Here is a 15679-nt window from a genome sequence, read left to right as displayed (position 1 = left end):
ATAACTATCCGTAAACTGTCTGCTAGGAGTGTTGTTAAATGATAATTAGTGAGTTAAATAATAACGATTATGATAGAATTCTTAATGATTTTTATAGTTCATTTGAAAATGGATATGTTTTTGAACGATTTTTGAAGCACTTTTTTGAAGAACTTGGTCTAGATGAAATTGAAATTACTCAACGAAGTGGTGATAATGGTATTGACCTTAAAGCCAAAAGAAAAGGTTTTGATGAGGATAATGGTTTAGATACAATTAATTATTACATTCAAGCTAAAAGATATTCTCCAACATCAACACTTCCACCAAGATTTGCTAGAGAACTAAGAGGAACATTGCCAAGTGGTTATAAAGGAATACTTATTACTACAGGTAGATTCTCAAGACGAACATTAGAAATGGCAAATGAAGATGAAAGTAGACCTATAATCTTTATTAGCGGTAAAAAGCTAATACAAATGTGTATAGATAATGGCATCGGTTTTACTTATAAACCAGTATTTAATAACTCAATGATACAGCAGTTAATTAATGAAAGTGGAAATATAGAAAGTAATACTAATAACATTGAAGATGCTGTATTCAAGAGAATAACTGTTAATGATGCAAGGGCAAGGATATTATCTATTCCATCAACAATATATGAAATGATTGATGAAAATGCAAATACGTTTGAAGTAATAATAAATGGTGAGGCAAGGCAATTGCGTATCAATCGAAATAGAAAATACTTTGGAGGTATTACAGATATTTATAGAGATTTAGGCATTATACTTGATGGTTCTTTTAATGAATCTGAATCTTATTGGGTATATGATTCAGATTTGCATAGATTAATAGTTACTATTTATCAAGTTAATTAAATTGTAAAGGACACTAAAAGACTGGGTTACGATAAATGAAAATGTAGTGAGTAAAAACAAGCATATATATAATACAACCTTTGACGGATATAAGTCTGTTGAAGGTTGTATTTTTTGTCTGAAAAGAGTTAATTTCTTGTGCTAGCAACTCTGGAAAGTACCATAGTCAATCACGACTAAAATAATATTTTAATGAAAGTATGACTATTGATAAAATAATATATTTTAAATCTAGATGAATTAAATGAATAAAAAACACACATACTATATACTGAAAAAATGAAATAAATGAGGTGATAAGCTTGTTTGATGTAGATTATGACTTGTTAGAAGAGGCTAGAAAAAATTATAAACTATTAATTAGAACTAATAGAACTAGCCAAGAAAATATAAAAAATCATGTTACTGTTAAAATATTAGAATCTTTAGGTTATGATAGTATGGATTTTGATTATGAGTCTTCGTTTTCTGGTAAAAGTAATAAAAGAGTTGATATTTCCATTAGAGTTGGAGATGATAAAATATATATTGAATTAAAGAATGGAAATAAACACTTAGATGTAGGCGATATTGAACAATTACATGATTATCTTAATAAGGACGAATGCGAATGGGGAATTTTGACAAATGGAAGAAGAATAGTGTTGATAAATTATAAAATAAATACCTTTCCTAATAGCACATATACATCAAAAAAAGAGAATAAAACAGTGTTTGATATTGATATTTTTAAATCTGAACAATTAGAATACCTAGTATTTTTGACTAAGGAAGCTATTTTTGATACAGAAGTTACAAACTACTTCAAATTAATATCTCAGTTTAAAGCAATAAAATACCCTGATGGAGGTAACAGCTGGAAAGTTTATAAGGGAACGCTTTATAATTTTTTTAGATATTACAGCTTTAAAAAGAAAGAATTCATACCATTAGAGCAAATAAGGATAAATGAATTTAAAGACTTTCTATTATATGAGAAAGAAAAAAAATCAAAAATAAATAGAAAACCAGATAAATTAAATACTTTTGCAAATAAATATTCTCATATAAGAACAATGTTTACAGAATTAAAAAGAAATAATTTATTGGGACCCCATAACTTTGAAGAACCAAGAAGTAAATTGCTTGAATTATTTATGGATAAAAAATTGGATGAAGACGAGGATATACTATCTTTGGACAATATAAAAACTATTTTAGATTATCTAGAACTCAATTCAGAAAATTCTTTGAGAGATAAACTAATATTTCTATTGTGTGTATATATGGGGTTAGAACGTTTCACATTAATAAACTTAAATAAAGACAATTTTGATTTAAAGAGAAAAGTTATAATTATTGAAGAAAAAAGAATACCTTTACCAGAAATATTATGTAATTATGTAAAGGAATTATTTAATATTAATAAGAAGAATGGGATAAAAGGGTCATATTTGTTTTATTCATACTATGATAAAAGATATAGAAGAATTACTGAAAGTAATATGAATGATATCTTTAATAAAATCAAAAATATTGATTTACTGGATAAGAAATGGACAAAGTTTTCACCTAGAACAATAAGAAAGCACTTAATCAAACAAATGTTTTATAATAAATATAGCATTGAACAGATTTCATATATTACGGGTATGAATGTAAATAGTATATCAAAAATTATTTCTCAAGAAGATATAATTTCAAATGTAAAAATAAGTAAAAGAATTATATCTAGTCATCCATTTTGTAATATAATTAATTAGGCTTATTCTGGATATTTTAGTGTAAGAAATAGAGATTTATCTAGTATTAACAAGCGAAAGTGTTATTTAATTGAACAGATAAAAATGAAGGAACAAAAAGTATAAGTATATATAATAATATTGATAATAGAACCTCCACGGATATAAGTCTGTTGGAGGTATATTTTTACCCAAAAGGAGGTAATCATCTATGTCAACAATCCAAAAAAGCACCATAAAAAAAGAAGTCCATTTTTCAGAAGATGGAAAACACAGATACCTACTAAAGAAAGAATGGAGCAAAACCAAGAAAAAAGCTATGGTAATAATGAAAAACCCTAGTGATGCAGGAAAGCTGTTATTAGACCATACAACAATGTTTGTAATCAATAACCTAGTAAAACTAGACTACGGCTCTGTTGAAATATTAAACCTTTACTCAAAAATTAATGCAAAGACCTTCGCAGAGATGGAGGAAGATGAAGAAGCCATCAAAACCAACGATACCTACATCACAAATGCAGCAGCACGTGTCGACACCATTGTTTTGGCATGGGGCAGCGGTTGCAGCACCAGCAAGAAAGCCGCAGAAAGACAGCAAACCGTCTTGAAACTTCTTGAGAAGCACAAGGAGAAGATTGTGGTCATAGAAGACCAAAGAGGACGTTCTGGCTTTCATCCGCTGTCACCACAGGTCAGACGGAGCTGGAAACTGAAAAAAGTAAATCTAGAGGACATATTAAAATCAGAAGGAGGAAATTAGCATGATAAAGGTTATATATGGAAGAGAAGTAGAGAATCTAAAGGATTTGCCACTAGAAGTAATTAAAGTAATAAAATCAATAACAAATATTCTAGACCGAGAATATGGAGATAATAGGGCACCTAATGATGATGGAGGATATGTTGTTGTAATTGAATCCAAGGAAGACTTTAAAAAGCTAAAGGAAATATATATTGATATAGATGACCTAATACCAGAATATGTTGACAAGATTACATGTAGCAAGGGTGAAGTGTGGACTAACACCCTAGTATTAATGAATAATGACTTCGGCATTTCCATATTTTGCAACGTTGAAATAGCACCAAAGGTTATACTAGATGAAATCTGTGGGGAGGAATAAGTGTGAAGAAGAATGTTATTGAAATAAAAGCCATTGGTAAGGACTACATTATAGTTCAAAAAAATGGTAAAGGCTTAGCAAAAAGGATAGTAGGAAAGATAAAGGGAAGAAAAACTAAGAATCTCCTATCTATAAATGGATTAAGATAGGAGATTTTTCTATGTTCCATACCAAAAGCCCGTTAGCCCAAAATTTTCACTCGAATAATTATTTAGAATCCTTGGATTTTCTAACTAGATTCTTGGCTCTAAGATAGGCAAGGACTTCCTGTCTGTCTTCCTCAGACCAAGAATCAAAATCCTTAAGCTCATTAATAATCTCTTGCATATAAGGATTACTAAGAACCTTATAAATATTATCATCAAATACTATATTATCAGATTCACCAAGCAAATAGCTTACAGTAGTATCAAGACCCTTGGCAATATCCTTAAGCCTATCTAAAGATGGATTACTTCTTTCATTCTCTATATCACTTAAAAAGGATATGGATATGTCAATTCTTTTAGATAAATCCTTTAATGACAAACCCCGTTCCTTCCTTAACTCTTTAATACGTTTTCCGACCATAGGAATTCCTCCTCATATTCCGTAAATAACGGATTAATTAAAGTATAACATAAAAAAATTGGAAAAATATTTCGATTTATACGGAAAATTGTGTTATCCTATATATGGTGGTAATATTTGGTCTAAACGGGCTTTAACGGTACTAAATCATAAATAATGGGGTTTGTATACACTACGGAATTTACGTAAAATAATGATGAATGGAGGTGGAATTCTATGGAAATTGGAAAGAAGATAAGGGAGGAACGTAAAAAAAGAAATTTACAGCAGCAGGAGCTTGCCAAGATGGCTGACATATCAAACACATATCTCTCTGACATAGAAGTGGGAAGAACAACTCCATCAATAAAAACCCTTATGAAAATATCAAAGGCTTTAGGGGTGGATTGCAGCATATTTTTAGATGAAGATAAGGAAAAAGGATGAAGGGAGGTGCCAAAATGTCTGTAATAATTGTTGCAATGGTTATTGGACTTGTACTGGGAATATTCACAGGACTATTAAAAGTCCTCATGAAACCTCTAATAAACCTGCTATGGAGTATAATCAAACTTCCCTTTAGGTTGACAAAAAAGATTATAACTCTACCATTTAAGGCAAAACAAAGCCAACAAATAGAACCATAAGAAAAAATAGAAAAAGAATAGGGAGGAATTTATCATGAAAAAAATATCTAAAATACTAATTTGTTTACTCATATTTATCATATCAGCCACAAGCCTTGCATTAGCAGAAGAACCTATAAAGGTATCAGTAAATGGAGAAATAATAAACTTTGACAATCCACCAGTAATAAGGAATGAAAGAACATTAGTACCAGTAAGAAAGATATTTGAAGCACTGGATGTAATAGTTAGATGGGATGATACAACTAAAACAGTATTTGCATTTAAGGAAAATACAGTTATAAGTATTCCACTAAATTCAAAGACAGCTACAATACAAACCGATGAAAACACAGTAAATAGTGTAGAGCTAGATGCACCAGCTCAGATTATTGAATCAAGAACCTATGTACCAGTAAGATTTATAGGGGAATCCCTAGGAGCAAAGGTAGACTGGAATGGAGAAACTAAAACCGTAGTTATAACAATGGAAGTAAAGAAGAATATCCAAAGGTTTGAATATGACAATGGATATTATGAAGGGGAAGTAAAAGATGGGAACTTTAATGGCTATGGTAAATATGTATGGAAAACAGGAAAAATGTATGAGGGTAACTGGGTAAATGGAGAAATACAAGGTCAAGGTAAATTCACATGGGAAAATGGAGACAGTTATGAAGGAAACTGGCTAGATGGAAAGATGCATGGACAAGGTAAATATACATGGTCTAATGGTGATGTATTTGTAGGAGAATATGTGAAGGATAAAATGTCAGAGGGAGTAGTTACTAAGGCTGATGGTCAAACAATAAACATTGATAAAACAGGAAATCCAGCTAACAACAATGAAGAAGATAATAGTGGTTATACAGAGTTCCAACAACAAGCACTAGGGGGTCCATCATATGAAGAGCTTATGAAAAATTCTACTAAATTTATAGATAAACCTTGCTATTTTAGTGGAGAAGTGATTCAAGCCATAGAAGAAGAGAATGGAAAAAGTCTATTCCTAATTGATATTAGTTCATCAAGCAATGACTTTGTAGATATGTATAACACCTATAGTGATGACCCTAACATACTAGAAAATGTAGAAACAAGGATAGTTGCAGTATTCTCTGATAATAGTGTAGACATACTTCAAGACGATATTATCAGGGCATACGGTAAGGTTATGGAAAAGTTCACATATCAAGATACCTATGGAAATACACATACAGTACCAGCAATGAAGCTATCAGAATTTGAAAGAACAAGTCTAAGGTCAGATGAAGTAATTGACATGATGTTTGACTAATTTATATACAAAACTAACTATGGAATAATGGCACAGCAGAAGGGGGATTACATCAATGGATACATTATCACTGGATACAATCAAAAACAGAATAAAACAAGAAGTAAAGCATGAAAAGATAAAAGACGTAGAAATTAATAAAAGGGGTAACGTGGTATTCAAGACCAAGTGGTTCAGATATGAATGTATACTTAAAGAAAAAAATGGAAAAGTAACCTTTAAAATGGGAGAGTATGCACATCCAGCACTAATTATAGCTGCCATTTTAGGTTTAATTATTGTCATACCTACAGTAGTAGTTTTAATAATGGCTATCATGGACTTTTCTGTGAAGAAGGATATAAAAAGACAGATAAATAATATATTAGCACAATAGGCAGGATAGGATTCAAGTAATAAAAGACTTGAATCCTTTATTTTACTTTAAAATATCTACTGGAATTGAAATAGGAGGTAGGCAGATGGAAACTGAAATAGCAGATAAATAATGTATAATTGGATTATTGTCACTAACCGTACTAAATTGAGTTAAATTAATAGATATAGTAGAGGTAAAGGAGTGATAAACAAGTGATAAGCAGGTACGAAAAATCAAAAGGAGTCCTAAATCATATATTATATTAAAAAAACTTTTAAAATCACATTTTTTTACTGTTACGTACTTAATATACAAAAATGAATACCAAGCCACAAAGTCCCCTAACCTTCTGAAATCTAAGGAGGTTAGGGGATATTTTATTAATATCGGGAGGAAAATCTATGAGTAAAAATCAGCGTAAAAGAGTGGATGTAGTAACTGTAAGGCTAGAGAAGATGGAACTGGTAAAGGAAAGCAGCTTTCTCTATGAATCCGATGGAGAAAGAAGGATAGTAAGTACTCCAAGACAAGCCTTTGATTTAGTAAAGGATATGTTCAAAGGAGCAGACAGGGAAATAATGATAGCAGCATATCTAAATACAAAGAATGAACCATTGGCAATATCTAAGATATCCATAGGAAGTCTTAACAGTGCAGTAATTCATCCAAGGGAAATATTTAAAGCAGCAATACTTGCTAACTCAGCATCCTTTATTCTTTACCACAACCATCCAAGTGGCAATGTGAATCCCAGTAAGGAAGATATAGAAATTACAAAAAGAATTAAAAAGGCAGGAGAAATAATAGGAATAGACCTAGTTGACCACTTAGTAGTATATTCTGAAGATAATAACTACCTTAGTATGCGGGAAAATCAGTATATATAAAGGGAGGAAAACCTATGTTTGAAGGTAGAAAATATATGACTAGAGGAATTAAGGAAGAAATTCCATTGGATATACAGATTATAATATGGGGCATGATAGAAGACCTTAGAAAAAAGGAAGACTTTGAAATTGATTATTTACAGGTGTTTGAGTTAAAGCCTACTGAAATAGATGGACTAGAGTTTCAGAGAATCACCCATAAACAGGAGGTAGAGCCTTACTCTAATACAGGTACATTCATAGTAAGAAAACCTGTATCTGCAAAGATATTTGTAATAAGCAGTATAGATGAAAACGGAAAAGAATACTCTACAATGATGCTATGTTATGAATACTAAAAGATAAAAGACTTAGGGCTATACTAGCTCTAAGTCATATTTTCACTCAAATAGAAATTAGGATGTACCCTTCCAGTATCTATAATTTTCAATAAGTTCATCGAGGAAGGCTGATATATTCTTAATTTTTTTTGTAGCTTTAAGCTCCTTCAAATAGTCAAGATTTTCAGTTAGAAGCATAGCAGTAAACTTACTACGATTACTATCATACTTCTCAGAATCAATCTTTCTAGGTCGTCCCCTTTTTTCTTCATAGCCAAGACTAGAGAGCTTAGATTTTAACTTATCCCTCCTAAGCTCCTCTACCTTGATAGCACGTTCGAGCTTAAGCTTTTCCATATCAGTGAGATTATCAGTATCAATAGAAGTAAGCTCTTTAATCTTTTCATTACATGATTTTAAATCCTTCTTAACCATTGTAATCCTTACTTCCTTTGGTACCGATGATTCCTTTACAGTTCTTCTTCTAATTGCCATAAAAAATACCTCCAATCTGAAAATAGAGTCCTAAGATTATAAATAGAAACTTAGTAACCAAAATGAAAATTTCCCTGAAGGGTCATAGGGAAACGGGAAAATAATATAGCCCACTTTTTGGGGTATATTCTATAGAAATAAGACCCAAAAACTGGGCTATATTCTAAAGCTCAGTATTTCCAATGAGTTACTTAGCCTTATTGAACATATTAAGAAGGGTATTGTCAATTCTATTACCACGATAAAATATGTAAGGATTAAGATAATAGTTTACCGACCGTTTAACCTTTACCTTGGCAAGTATACCCTTGTCTACCAGTGAATTTATGTACTTATCAACTGCATTATGGGCTAGGTCTAATATTTTATAGAGGTCTCTTTTCTTTAGGGGAGTTCCATTTTCGTGATATAGTAGATTATCCTCATAGCCTATATGAAAGGACAGGGTAAATATAACACCCATCTCTGCAGTGCTTAACCCAAACTCATTTCTAATATCATTTAGCTTACTATGGAATGACTTAGTAAACTTCTTTTCTGGGTCAAACTTTTCTCTTGTGTCTACTCCTACATAAATACTGGCATGTGGAACTTCATGACCTTCCTTTTCCAATCTCTCTTTTTCCCTTGCTACAGCACCAGCTAACCTTCTTTGGACAAATAAATTATCTTGCTTTTCTTCCAGCCTTGAAGCAGAGCTAGATTTATTACTATTCATCACTTTTTTCCTCCTTTTTTCACTCGAATAGATATTATTAAATTGTTAATTAGTCGACTGAAAAAAAGATTGAATTTATCATATTGATGCTCACAGTCCTACTCCGACACTTCGGGAGGAAAGAAAGTAAAACCTTGGGGGAAGAAAAAAGCTGACACAGAGCAACAGAAAGCAAAAATTCCACACCCATCCACCGTCACGGAAGGCACAGGAAAAGAAAGTTCCATTCTTCGTCTTTTGGGTGAACAGAAAAAGATTTGCAGTTTGGAAAAGCATTAATAGAAATAGGAAAAGATAAAGTAATTGAGTTTTTTAGAAGTTGGGTAGATAAGTGCTTTGACAAGATGGATAAGGAAGATAAGTTCTCAAAGAGATTATCAAAGCCAATGGCACTAATAATGACATCGGCAGAAATAGCAAAGGAAAATCTAGGGATAGAGCTAAACATTGAGAAGATACTAGAGTTTCTGATAAATAGTCAAAGATGCAATATGAGGTCTAAGGATATTGGTCTAAGGGCATATGAATATTTTCTTGAACTCTATACAATCCACAATGAGAAGTTTGTAAGTGGTAGCCAAATAAGTAAGAATAAATCAATGCCAAAGGAAATCTGGGGAAAGTATATCTATAAAAAGAATGAGGATGACGAGGTGCTAATATTACCTAGTGTGTTTAAGAAAATAATGGATGAAGGTGGATTTGAAGATACAAATGTAGTTCTTAGTAAGTGGAGAGAAAAAGGATATTTAGACTGTGATAATAATAGGTTTACGAGAAAAAGAAGCATAATGGGAAGTTCTAAGAGAGTATATGTTGTAAGAATAATTAATGATTTCTTTTCTAAGGAAGAGAATGAAGAAGCTGAGAAAGCAGAGCAGTACAAAATCAAGAAAAAAATCGTAACTAGAAAGCAAAAAATCAAAGAGTTGTTTGACAAAGAGGGTGCCTAAGCTGAGACACAGGGGAAAGATGGAAGGAGATTGGAAACGAGTGGGGAAAGTCCAACGTGTTGGAAAAACAGGCACATAGCCATTTCTCCCCACACACCCAGCCGAGTTGAGCGAGAGAGTCTTAGAGATTGGATGAAAATGTCAAGGTCACTGAAAGAAGAAAAAATAAAATATGTTTGTGATGGAGAAGCGGGGATGGTTTTGTGGAAACCAGCATTTTGAACAGCTTGCATTATCCCAACAGCATCCCCACCCAACTTTTTGGAACGGAGCGTCGGGAACGGTTACATTATATACCTATGTCTTATCAAGGGTAGTATTTTTCAAAATCAACAATAATAGAAAGGGTGGAATTGATGGCAAATATTATAACAACTAATTTAAAGATATGTGGAACTAAAGAGGATATGATTGAGTTTATACAAAAATCTAAGATAAATTATGAAAGGTGTAATTATATTGATTTAGAATTTTATAATAGACTTACCAAGAAAAACTATACTAAAGAATTTTTATATATAGAAGAGCAATACGAGGATAGATGGAAGTTAGATTATGGTAGGTTTGTTAACATATCAAAGAAAAATCCTCAATTATATTTCAGTATTGAATCTATTTGTGAAAATTGGGGAGAACCAATCCATAACATAGATTTAAAAGAAGGTAAAGAGCTTTATTATGAAGCCACTTATTGGGTACCTAGTGAAAATATTCAGTTTAAAGGTAGAACCAAACCATTTATAGATGTTATTTGGGAACATGAGAAATATTTAAGAGTAGTATAGGAGAAAACATTGAATTCAATACTTTTGTGGTTGTGCACAGTGGCAAAAGTGGCGTTGGCAGCGGAAAACTCTCTCACGGCGGTCGGTGTGGAAAAAAAGAAGGGGTAGGCTGTGTGGGGGAAAGTTTCTCAAAAACTCCCCCCCCTCTGCCACTCCAAAGCACAAAACCGAGCAAAAACAACGGAAGCACACAGTGGAGCAAGACAATCCAAGTGCCACTTTCTCGACACTGGCACGCTACTTTGTCAAGTGTGGTTTGAACGAAAAAGAAACAAGTACAAGAGATACCTAACCAATTTATAGAAATAACTGTAAATAAAAACATATATTATTACTATGTTCCTAGGAGGAATGATAATCATGTCTAAAGACTACGATGTAATCATTGATATATTATCTAACATTATCAAAAAGCATATTAATGACAAAAAATAATATAGACTAAGGAGAGTGGTGTAAATGAATCCAATTAGAGTTGCCATTTACAGTCGTGTATCAACGGCAGAACAAGCAATGGATGGCTTCTCAATAGAAGCACAAATATCCTCTGTAAGAGCTGTTTGTGAAGCTAGGGGTAAGGTAATTGCTCAGACCTATATTGATAAGGGTATCAGCGGTAAGTCCATGAAAAATAGACCAGCCCTGCTTAAAATGCTTGAAGATGCCAAGGAAGGTAAATTTGATGAAGTAGCAGTTTGGAAGCTTAGTAGACTTGCAAGAAATAATTTAGACCTCCTTAAAATAGTAGATATTCTAAATAAACATGAAGTGAATTTTACGTCAATAACCGAATCCTTCGATACATCGACTCCAGCAGGAAAACTTCAAATGAATATTCTAGGAGTTATCAGTGAATTTGAAAGAGAAACTATAGTAGAAAATGTAAAGCTAGGTATGAAACAAAGGGCTAAAGAAGGTAAATGGAACGGCGGAAGACTCTTAGGATACAAGTCAGTAAAGTTAGAAGAAGGTAAATCTAATGAGACTGGGCTTGTAATTATTCCAGAGGAAGCTGAGATAGTAAGGAAGATATTTACTTTATACTCACAGGGTAAGGGTTTAAAATCAATAGCCAATCATCTTAATAAATGTGGCTATAAGACTATTAAAGGTAATAGTTTCAGTACAGCAGCAATAAGTGTAATAATTCGGAATCCTACTTATATAGGAAAGATAAGATTTAACAAGTATATAGACTGGTCGGGGAAGAGGCGTAAGGGAAAAAATGAAGATTATATATTGGCAGACGGTCAGCATGAACCTATAATAGATAAGGAATTGTGGGACAAGGTACAGGAGCTTATACAAATGAAAAGCTTCAAGCCAAAGAGAACCTATGATGGTGAGTATCCCCTTACAGGACTGCTCAAATGTCCAGTATGTGGGGCTTCAATGGTGGCAGCAAGAACTGTAAACAAGCGTAAGAGCGGTAAAAAGTATATAATTAGATATTATTACTGTGGCGAATTTAGGAGCAAGGGAGCAACAGTTTGTAAATCCAATAGTGTAAGGGCAGATGATGCAGAAAAATATGTATTTGAAAGAATCAAAGAAGTTCTTGGAAATGATAAAGTTCTAAGAGATATAGTAAAAAGAATAAACGAATCTAAAGATAAAAATATAAAGCCATTACAGCATGAAGCCAAGGTGATTATGGATAAGCTTGATATTCTAAATGATAAACATAACAAGGTATTTGAGCTATATGAAGATGGAATCATTGATAAAGGAAAGCTTGCTGAAAGGCTAAAGAATATACAGGAGGAAATAAAGGTATGTTCTGCTAGGAAGGAGGAAATTGATAAAGAGCTGAGCATACAGAATGTTGATAAAGTCCCCTTTGAGGTAGTAAAAAATGCAATGATGGAGTTTAATGATATATTGGAAAGCTCCAATAAAGAGGATAAAAAGATATTGCTTCAAATGATGATAGATAAGATAACTATTAGGGACAGGAAAGATGTAAGCACCATGAAGATACATTTTAATAGTAATTTATTAGAAGAGTTCTCATCTGATGATGGGAACTCTTCTTTTTATGTTAATTTTAGGATTGCTATATAATAATACAGCAAAGTTTGTTCATAGATAAATAATTTATTGCATAATAAAATCATAACAGCAAAACCATTAACAAAAATTATACCACAATGGTAAAAAACAAAAACACTATTACCAAGAAATTACCATTGACAAATTAATTTACCATATGATAAAATAGAACTAACAAAAATATGGTAAACATTTCAACGCCAAGGAAGGTGATAAAAAATGAATATGGAAAAAATTATTTTGGAGTTAATGGGAAGAATTCAATTATGTGAAGAAAGATTAAGTGAAGCAGATGAAGAGATATTAAAATTAAAGAAAAAAATATTGGAAAATGATGAAAAGACACAAATCAAGTTAGAAGAAACAAAAGAAAAAATAGAGGAGAAGTCAATTTCAAGAAGTGAAATAAGAAAGCGAGTTATTGATGAGATAAAGTCAAATTTAAAATGTCCTGAATTAAGTATTAGAGTAGGTAATCGTGAAGAGGGGTCTGGAATAGTTTTATCAAGAAATAATAAGAATATTTACTATAAATTCTACTATTCTCGAACATATGGGGATATTACAGATGAAAGAGTAATATCTTGGTCTGGAGTATTACAAAAGGACTTAAAACCATATTTTAGTGGATATATTTTTGCAATTGTAAGAGAGGAAAAAATATATACGCTTATATTTTCTTATAACGAAATAATACGGCTAATAGATGAAGCAAATAGAGAGGTTGACAGCAAGGGAAAATATCATTTTAGTTTTCAGATTAATAATAAATCTATTTTTGAAATTAGGGGAACTAAAGCTATTGATGTATCGTATAGTTTAGATAATTATAAAAGCATAGCTGATGCTTTAGCTTAATTTATAAAAGAGGAGTGATTGATAAATGGTAAATAAACCTATATCACAAAGGATACTTGATGTACTTCGATTGAATGAGCTAAAAAGTGGTACTGTGCTAACCCAAGGAAAGGTATATCAAATGATTAAAGAGTCAAAAATAAACTTTGATGATGTAAAAACTAATAAATCTAGACCTAATAAGGAAAGTACTATACTAAATCATATTAGAGCTGTTTTTCAAAACCCCATATTTAGCAAACAACTCATTGATAAGTCAAAAGAACTGACAGATTTAGATAAGAATATTAAATATCAGTATATATTGAATACTGATTTAAAATCTGAGGATATAAAATAAGCTTTAAATCATAATATTAATCGATTTATTATAGAGGTAAAGATTTTTCTTTGACCTCTTATTTGTTTATAAGAAGTAAAAACCGCCGATAATTCTATTACGCTGAACCGTATCATAAGTAACGGCGGTTTTGTAGTAAGTATTATAATTATACAATCACCAAGGTTTGATCTAGTAATAAGCAAAAAAGTTCTCAATGTTGATATTGAGAACTTTTTTTCATATGTGAAACTAATTGAAAAGAATATTCGTCAAAAATATGGAATTGATGCGCGATTTTTATCTTCTCATTCGTATTAATAGTGAAGGAGGAATTACAGTGGAACTATTATTTGCCGGCAAGACGATTCAAAATGTAGTTAATAGTTATTCAGACATTCTTATCAGAATAGCTTTCCAAAATACTAAATCCTTAACTGATGCAGAAGATATTGTTCAAGAAGTATATATTAAGTTATTTAAGTATAAGGGAGATTTTAAAACAGAAGAACATTTAAAAGCATGGTTAATTAAAACAACTTATCATAGATGCAAAGATTTTTTTCGTTCTTCGTGGTTTAGGAAAGTTGTTCCCATACATGAGGACATGGAATTTTTTGCACCTGAAGAACAAAAAGTTATGGAAGAGATTTTTCAACTTAAACTAGATGATAGAACAGTTATATATCTTTATTACTATGAGGGATATTCTATAAAAGAAATAGCATATATGTTAGGAAAAAATGAAAATACTATTAGTTCAAAATTACAGAGAGCTAGAAAAAAATTAAAACATATTATTGAAGAAGGGGTGAATGATGATGAATGAAAAATATAAAAATGCAATTAGCACAATTCAAGCATCTGATAAATTTAAGAAAGAAACCCTTCAGAAATTAAACAAAATAAAAGGTAAAAGGAGGTATAAAGTAGAAATGACAAAGAAAATATTAATAGGTTTTGCTGCAAGTTTAGTATTGGTAATAGGTATTATGAGTTTGAATATGTATCAATCATCAAATAATGCTGATTTAGCTAAAATAGACTTAACAGAGCGTATTGTAGTTGATCCAAATGCTCCAAGTGGAGATGCAGTGGTTAATATTGAGGGTATTATAGTTGAAGTAAGTGATGACGGTTTGAGTTTCAAATTAGACAATGGCAAATGGGTTAAAATTACCGATGAAACAATAATAGGTATTTCTGGACCTACTGCTGCACCTAAAGAAGAACAGTTTTTCGAACCAACATTTCGTGTGGGTAACTCTATAGCTGGATTTACATTAGATGAGAATGCAAATGAAATTATTGCATATGCTATATATACTAATTGGAACTGGGAAGACCCTATTAGAAAATAGTCTTTATAAAGAATTCTTAATGTCTATATTAAGAACTCTTTTGTATAGGTCGAATTTATTAAAACAATAATATGAACTAAATTTAGGAGAGTGAAAATTTAGATGTTAAAAGGCTTTAAAGTCAAGTTACTTATTACTGGTGTATTTTTTTTAATACTAATGCTTTTTATTTTACACATTCCAAGAGTGAAGCCTGTGGTTCAAAAGGAGATAAATCAAATAAGAATAATGTCTTATAACCTGCGTTATTCAGCTAGCGATTATGATATGTTTAAAAAGCGAAAATGGAAATTAATGTAAGCGTAAAATAGTCCCCACCTTGGATTAAGGATGAGGACTATGATATTATTTATTAGGGCCAACTCTACATATATCAGGAATGTTATCTGA

22 protein-coding genes are annotated in these 15679 nt (G+C 31.5%); 19 read left to right on the top strand and 3 right to left on the bottom strand.

Annotated features, from left to right (window positions below):
• The first annotated feature begins 38 nt into the window (after positions 1 to 38).
• The 5 genes from BUB36_RS07985 (at position 39) to BUB36_RS19660 (ending at position 3860) form a co-directional block, all read left to right on the top strand.
• Positions 39 to 863: a restriction endonuclease gene (locus BUB36_RS07985; RefSeq protein WP_073148802.1), complete on the top strand. Its 825-nt coding sequence runs from the start codon at positions 39 to 41 to the stop codon at positions 861 to 863.
• Between the two features lie 302 nt (positions 864 to 1165).
• The gene (locus BUB36_RS07980) at positions 1166 to 2605 is read left to right on the top strand and encodes a tyrosine-type recombinase/integrase (RefSeq protein WP_073148800.1); all 1440 of its coding nucleotides are present in this window, start codon (positions 1166 to 1168) and stop codon (positions 2603 to 2605) included.
• A gap of 190 nt (positions 2606 to 2795) precedes the next feature.
• Positions 2796 to 3347: a DUF1643 domain-containing protein gene (locus BUB36_RS07975; RefSeq protein WP_073148798.1), complete on the top strand. Its 552-nt coding sequence runs from the start codon at positions 2796 to 2798 to the stop codon at positions 3345 to 3347.
• Between the two features lies 1 nt (position 3348).
• Complete coding sequence (locus BUB36_RS07970) at positions 3349 to 3711, top strand: hypothetical protein (RefSeq protein ID WP_073148796.1); 363 nt, start codon at positions 3349 to 3351, stop codon at positions 3709 to 3711.
• A gap of 2 nt (positions 3712 to 3713) precedes the next feature.
• Positions 3714 to 3860: a hypothetical protein gene (locus BUB36_RS19660; RefSeq protein WP_165613053.1), complete on the top strand. Its 147-nt coding sequence runs from the start codon at positions 3714 to 3716 to the stop codon at positions 3858 to 3860.
• A 58-nt stretch (positions 3861 to 3918) separates the two neighbouring features.
• Here the strand turns inward: BUB36_RS19660 and BUB36_RS07965 are convergent, their stop codons facing one another.
• The gene (locus BUB36_RS07965) at positions 3919 to 4281 is read right to left on the bottom strand and encodes a helix-turn-helix domain-containing protein (protein ID WP_073148794.1); all 363 of its coding nucleotides are present in this window, start codon (positions 4279 to 4281) and stop codon (positions 3919 to 3921) included.
• A 216-nt stretch (positions 4282 to 4497) separates the two neighbouring features.
• Between BUB36_RS07965 and BUB36_RS07960 the strand changes: the two genes are divergently transcribed.
• The 6 genes from BUB36_RS07960 to BUB36_RS07935 all read left to right on the top strand — a co-directional run bounded on the left by BUB36_RS07960 (position 4498) and on the right by BUB36_RS07935 (position 7766).
• Complete coding sequence (locus BUB36_RS07960; RefSeq protein ID WP_073148792.1) at positions 4498 to 4707, top strand: helix-turn-helix domain-containing protein; 210 nt, start codon at positions 4498 to 4500, stop codon at positions 4705 to 4707.
• A gap of 14 nt (positions 4708 to 4721) precedes the next feature.
• The gene (locus BUB36_RS07955) at positions 4722 to 4907 is read left to right on the top strand and encodes a hypothetical protein (protein ID WP_073148790.1); all 186 of its coding nucleotides are present in this window, start codon (positions 4722 to 4724) and stop codon (positions 4905 to 4907) included.
• Between the two features lie 34 nt (positions 4908 to 4941).
• Positions 4942 to 6183 (top strand): copper amine oxidase N-terminal domain-containing protein, encoded by a 1242-nt coding sequence (locus BUB36_RS07950; RefSeq protein ID WP_073148789.1) that lies wholly within the window; start codon positions 4942 to 4944, stop codon positions 6181 to 6183.
• Positions 6184 to 6238: 55 nt separating this feature from the next.
• The gene (locus tag BUB36_RS07945; RefSeq protein ID WP_073148787.1) at positions 6239 to 6559 is read left to right on the top strand and encodes a hypothetical protein; all 321 of its coding nucleotides are present in this window, start codon (positions 6239 to 6241) and stop codon (positions 6557 to 6559) included.
• Positions 6560 to 6942: 383 nt separating this feature from the next.
• Positions 6943 to 7428 carry a JAB domain-containing protein gene (locus BUB36_RS07940; RefSeq protein WP_073148785.1) on the top strand — a complete coding sequence of 162 codons (486 nt, stop codon included), beginning with the start codon at positions 6943 to 6945 and terminating at the stop codon, positions 7426 to 7428.
• Positions 7429 to 7442: 14 nt separating this feature from the next.
• The gene (locus BUB36_RS07935) at positions 7443 to 7766 is read left to right on the top strand and encodes a DUF960 family protein (protein WP_073148783.1); all 324 of its coding nucleotides are present in this window, start codon (positions 7443 to 7445) and stop codon (positions 7764 to 7766) included.
• 57 nt (positions 7767 to 7823) lie between these two features.
• Here BUB36_RS07935 and BUB36_RS07930 read toward each other — a convergent pair whose 3' ends face one another.
• Together BUB36_RS07930 and BUB36_RS07925 are read right to left on the bottom strand one after the other, a co-directional pair.
• The gene (locus BUB36_RS07930; RefSeq protein WP_073148781.1) at positions 7824 to 8243 is read right to left on the bottom strand and encodes a hypothetical protein; all 420 of its coding nucleotides are present in this window, start codon (positions 8241 to 8243) and stop codon (positions 7824 to 7826) included.
• Between the two features lie 187 nt (positions 8244 to 8430).
• On the bottom strand, positions 8431 to 8961 hold the full coding sequence (locus tag BUB36_RS07925; protein ID WP_073148779.1) for a hypothetical protein: 531 nt from the start codon (positions 8959 to 8961) through the stop codon (positions 8431 to 8433).
• Between the two features lie 257 nt (positions 8962 to 9218).
• Between BUB36_RS07925 and BUB36_RS07920 the strand changes: the two genes are divergently transcribed.
• The 8 genes from BUB36_RS07920 to BUB36_RS07880 all read left to right on the top strand — a co-directional run bounded on the left by BUB36_RS07920 (position 9219) and on the right by BUB36_RS07880 (position 15289).
• On the top strand, positions 9219 to 9914 hold the full coding sequence (locus BUB36_RS07920; protein WP_073148777.1) for a hypothetical protein: 696 nt from the start codon (positions 9219 to 9221) through the stop codon (positions 9912 to 9914).
• 181 nt (positions 9915 to 10095) lie between these two features.
• Positions 10096 to 10293: a hypothetical protein gene (locus tag BUB36_RS19430; RefSeq protein WP_165613052.1), complete on the top strand. Its 198-nt coding sequence runs from the start codon at positions 10096 to 10098 to the stop codon at positions 10291 to 10293.
• On the top strand, positions 10271 to 10699 hold the full coding sequence (locus BUB36_RS07910; protein WP_073148773.1) for a hypothetical protein: 429 nt from the start codon (positions 10271 to 10273) through the stop codon (positions 10697 to 10699). Before BUB36_RS19430 ends, BUB36_RS07910 begins: the two co-directional genes overlap by 23 nt.
• 459 nt (positions 10700 to 11158) lie before the next feature.
• Entirely contained in the window at positions 11159 to 12763 is a 1605-nt protein-coding gene (locus tag BUB36_RS07900; RefSeq protein WP_073148769.1) for a recombinase family protein, read from the top strand.
• Between the two features lie 207 nt (positions 12764 to 12970).
• Positions 12971 to 13609 (top strand): hypothetical protein, encoded by a 639-nt coding sequence (locus BUB36_RS07895; RefSeq protein WP_073148768.1) that lies wholly within the window; start codon positions 12971 to 12973, stop codon positions 13607 to 13609.
• Positions 13610 to 13634: 25 nt separating this feature from the next.
• A complete protein-coding gene (locus BUB36_RS07890) occupies positions 13635 to 13949 on the top strand; it encodes a hypothetical protein (protein ID WP_073148767.1) in 315 nt (104 codons plus the stop codon).
• 319 nt (positions 13950 to 14268) lie between these two features.
• Positions 14269 to 14757 carry an RNA polymerase sigma factor gene (locus tag BUB36_RS07885; protein ID WP_073148766.1) on the top strand — a complete coding sequence of 163 codons (489 nt, stop codon included), beginning with the start codon at positions 14269 to 14271 and terminating at the stop codon, positions 14755 to 14757.
• On the top strand, positions 14744 to 15289 hold the full coding sequence (locus BUB36_RS07880) for a hypothetical protein (RefSeq protein ID WP_207550780.1): 546 nt from the start codon (positions 14744 to 14746) through the stop codon (positions 15287 to 15289). Before BUB36_RS07885 ends, BUB36_RS07880 begins: the two co-directional genes overlap by 14 nt.
• Positions 15290 to 15679 lie beyond the last annotated feature (390 nt).

This window comes from Paramaledivibacter caminithermalis DSM 15212 (assembly GCF_900142245.1).
Classification (GTDB): Bacteria; Bacillota; Clostridia; order Peptostreptococcales; family Caminicellaceae; genus Paramaledivibacter; species Paramaledivibacter caminithermalis.
Note: the sequence above shows the minus strand (reverse complement) of the source record. Positions and strands in the feature narration are given on the sequence as shown.

What these genes read in the sequence shown, in the direction of transcription:
- BUB36_RS07985 (WP_073148802.1), top strand. Translation starts at nt 39, where the DNA reads ATGATAATTAGTGAGTTAAATAATAACGATTATGATAGAATTCTTAAT.
- BUB36_RS07975 (WP_073148798.1), top strand. Translation starts at nt 2,796, where the DNA reads ATGTCAACAATCCAAAAAAGCACCATAAAAAAAGAAGTCCATTTTTCA.
- BUB36_RS07970 (WP_073148796.1), top strand. Translation starts at nt 3,349, where the DNA reads ATGATAAAGGTTATATATGGAAGAGAAGTAGAGAATCTAAAGGATTTG.
- BUB36_RS07965 (WP_073148794.1), bottom strand. Translation starts at nt 4,281, where the DNA reads ATGGTCGGAAAACGTATTAAAGAGTTAAGGAAGGAACGGGGTTTGTCA.
- BUB36_RS07960 (WP_073148792.1), top strand. Translation starts at nt 4,498, where the DNA reads ATGGAAATTGGAAAGAAGATAAGGGAGGAACGTAAAAAAAGAAATTTA.
- BUB36_RS07955 (WP_073148790.1), top strand. Translation starts at nt 4,722, where the DNA reads ATGTCTGTAATAATTGTTGCAATGGTTATTGGACTTGTACTGGGAATA.
- BUB36_RS07950 (WP_073148789.1), top strand. Translation starts at nt 4,942, where the DNA reads ATGAAAAAAATATCTAAAATACTAATTTGTTTACTCATATTTATCATA.
- BUB36_RS07945 (WP_073148787.1), top strand. Translation starts at nt 6,239, where the DNA reads ATGGATACATTATCACTGGATACAATCAAAAACAGAATAAAACAAGAA.
- BUB36_RS07940 (WP_073148785.1), top strand. Translation starts at nt 6,943, where the DNA reads ATGAGTAAAAATCAGCGTAAAAGAGTGGATGTAGTAACTGTAAGGCTA.
- BUB36_RS07935 (WP_073148783.1), top strand. Translation starts at nt 7,443, where the DNA reads ATGTTTGAAGGTAGAAAATATATGACTAGAGGAATTAAGGAAGAAATT.
- BUB36_RS07930 (WP_073148781.1), bottom strand. Translation starts at nt 8,243, where the DNA reads ATGGCAATTAGAAGAAGAACTGTAAAGGAATCATCGGTACCAAAGGAA.
- BUB36_RS07925 (WP_073148779.1), bottom strand. Translation starts at nt 8,961, where the DNA reads ATGAATAGTAATAAATCTAGCTCTGCTTCAAGGCTGGAAGAAAAGCAA.
- BUB36_RS19430 (WP_165613052.1), top strand. Translation starts at nt 10,096, where the DNA reads ATGGAGAAGCGGGGATGGTTTTGTGGAAACCAGCATTTTGAACAGCTT.
- BUB36_RS07910 (WP_073148773.1), top strand. Translation starts at nt 10,271, where the DNA reads ATGGCAAATATTATAACAACTAATTTAAAGATATGTGGAACTAAAGAG.
- BUB36_RS07900 (WP_073148769.1), top strand. Translation starts at nt 11,159, where the DNA reads ATGAATCCAATTAGAGTTGCCATTTACAGTCGTGTATCAACGGCAGAA.
- BUB36_RS07895 (WP_073148768.1), top strand. Translation starts at nt 12,971, where the DNA reads ATGAATATGGAAAAAATTATTTTGGAGTTAATGGGAAGAATTCAATTA.
- BUB36_RS07890 (WP_073148767.1), top strand. Translation starts at nt 13,635, where the DNA reads ATGGTAAATAAACCTATATCACAAAGGATACTTGATGTACTTCGATTG.
- BUB36_RS07880 (WP_207550780.1), top strand. Translation starts at nt 14,744, where the DNA reads ATGATGATGAATGAAAAATATAAAAATGCAATTAGCACAATTCAAGCA.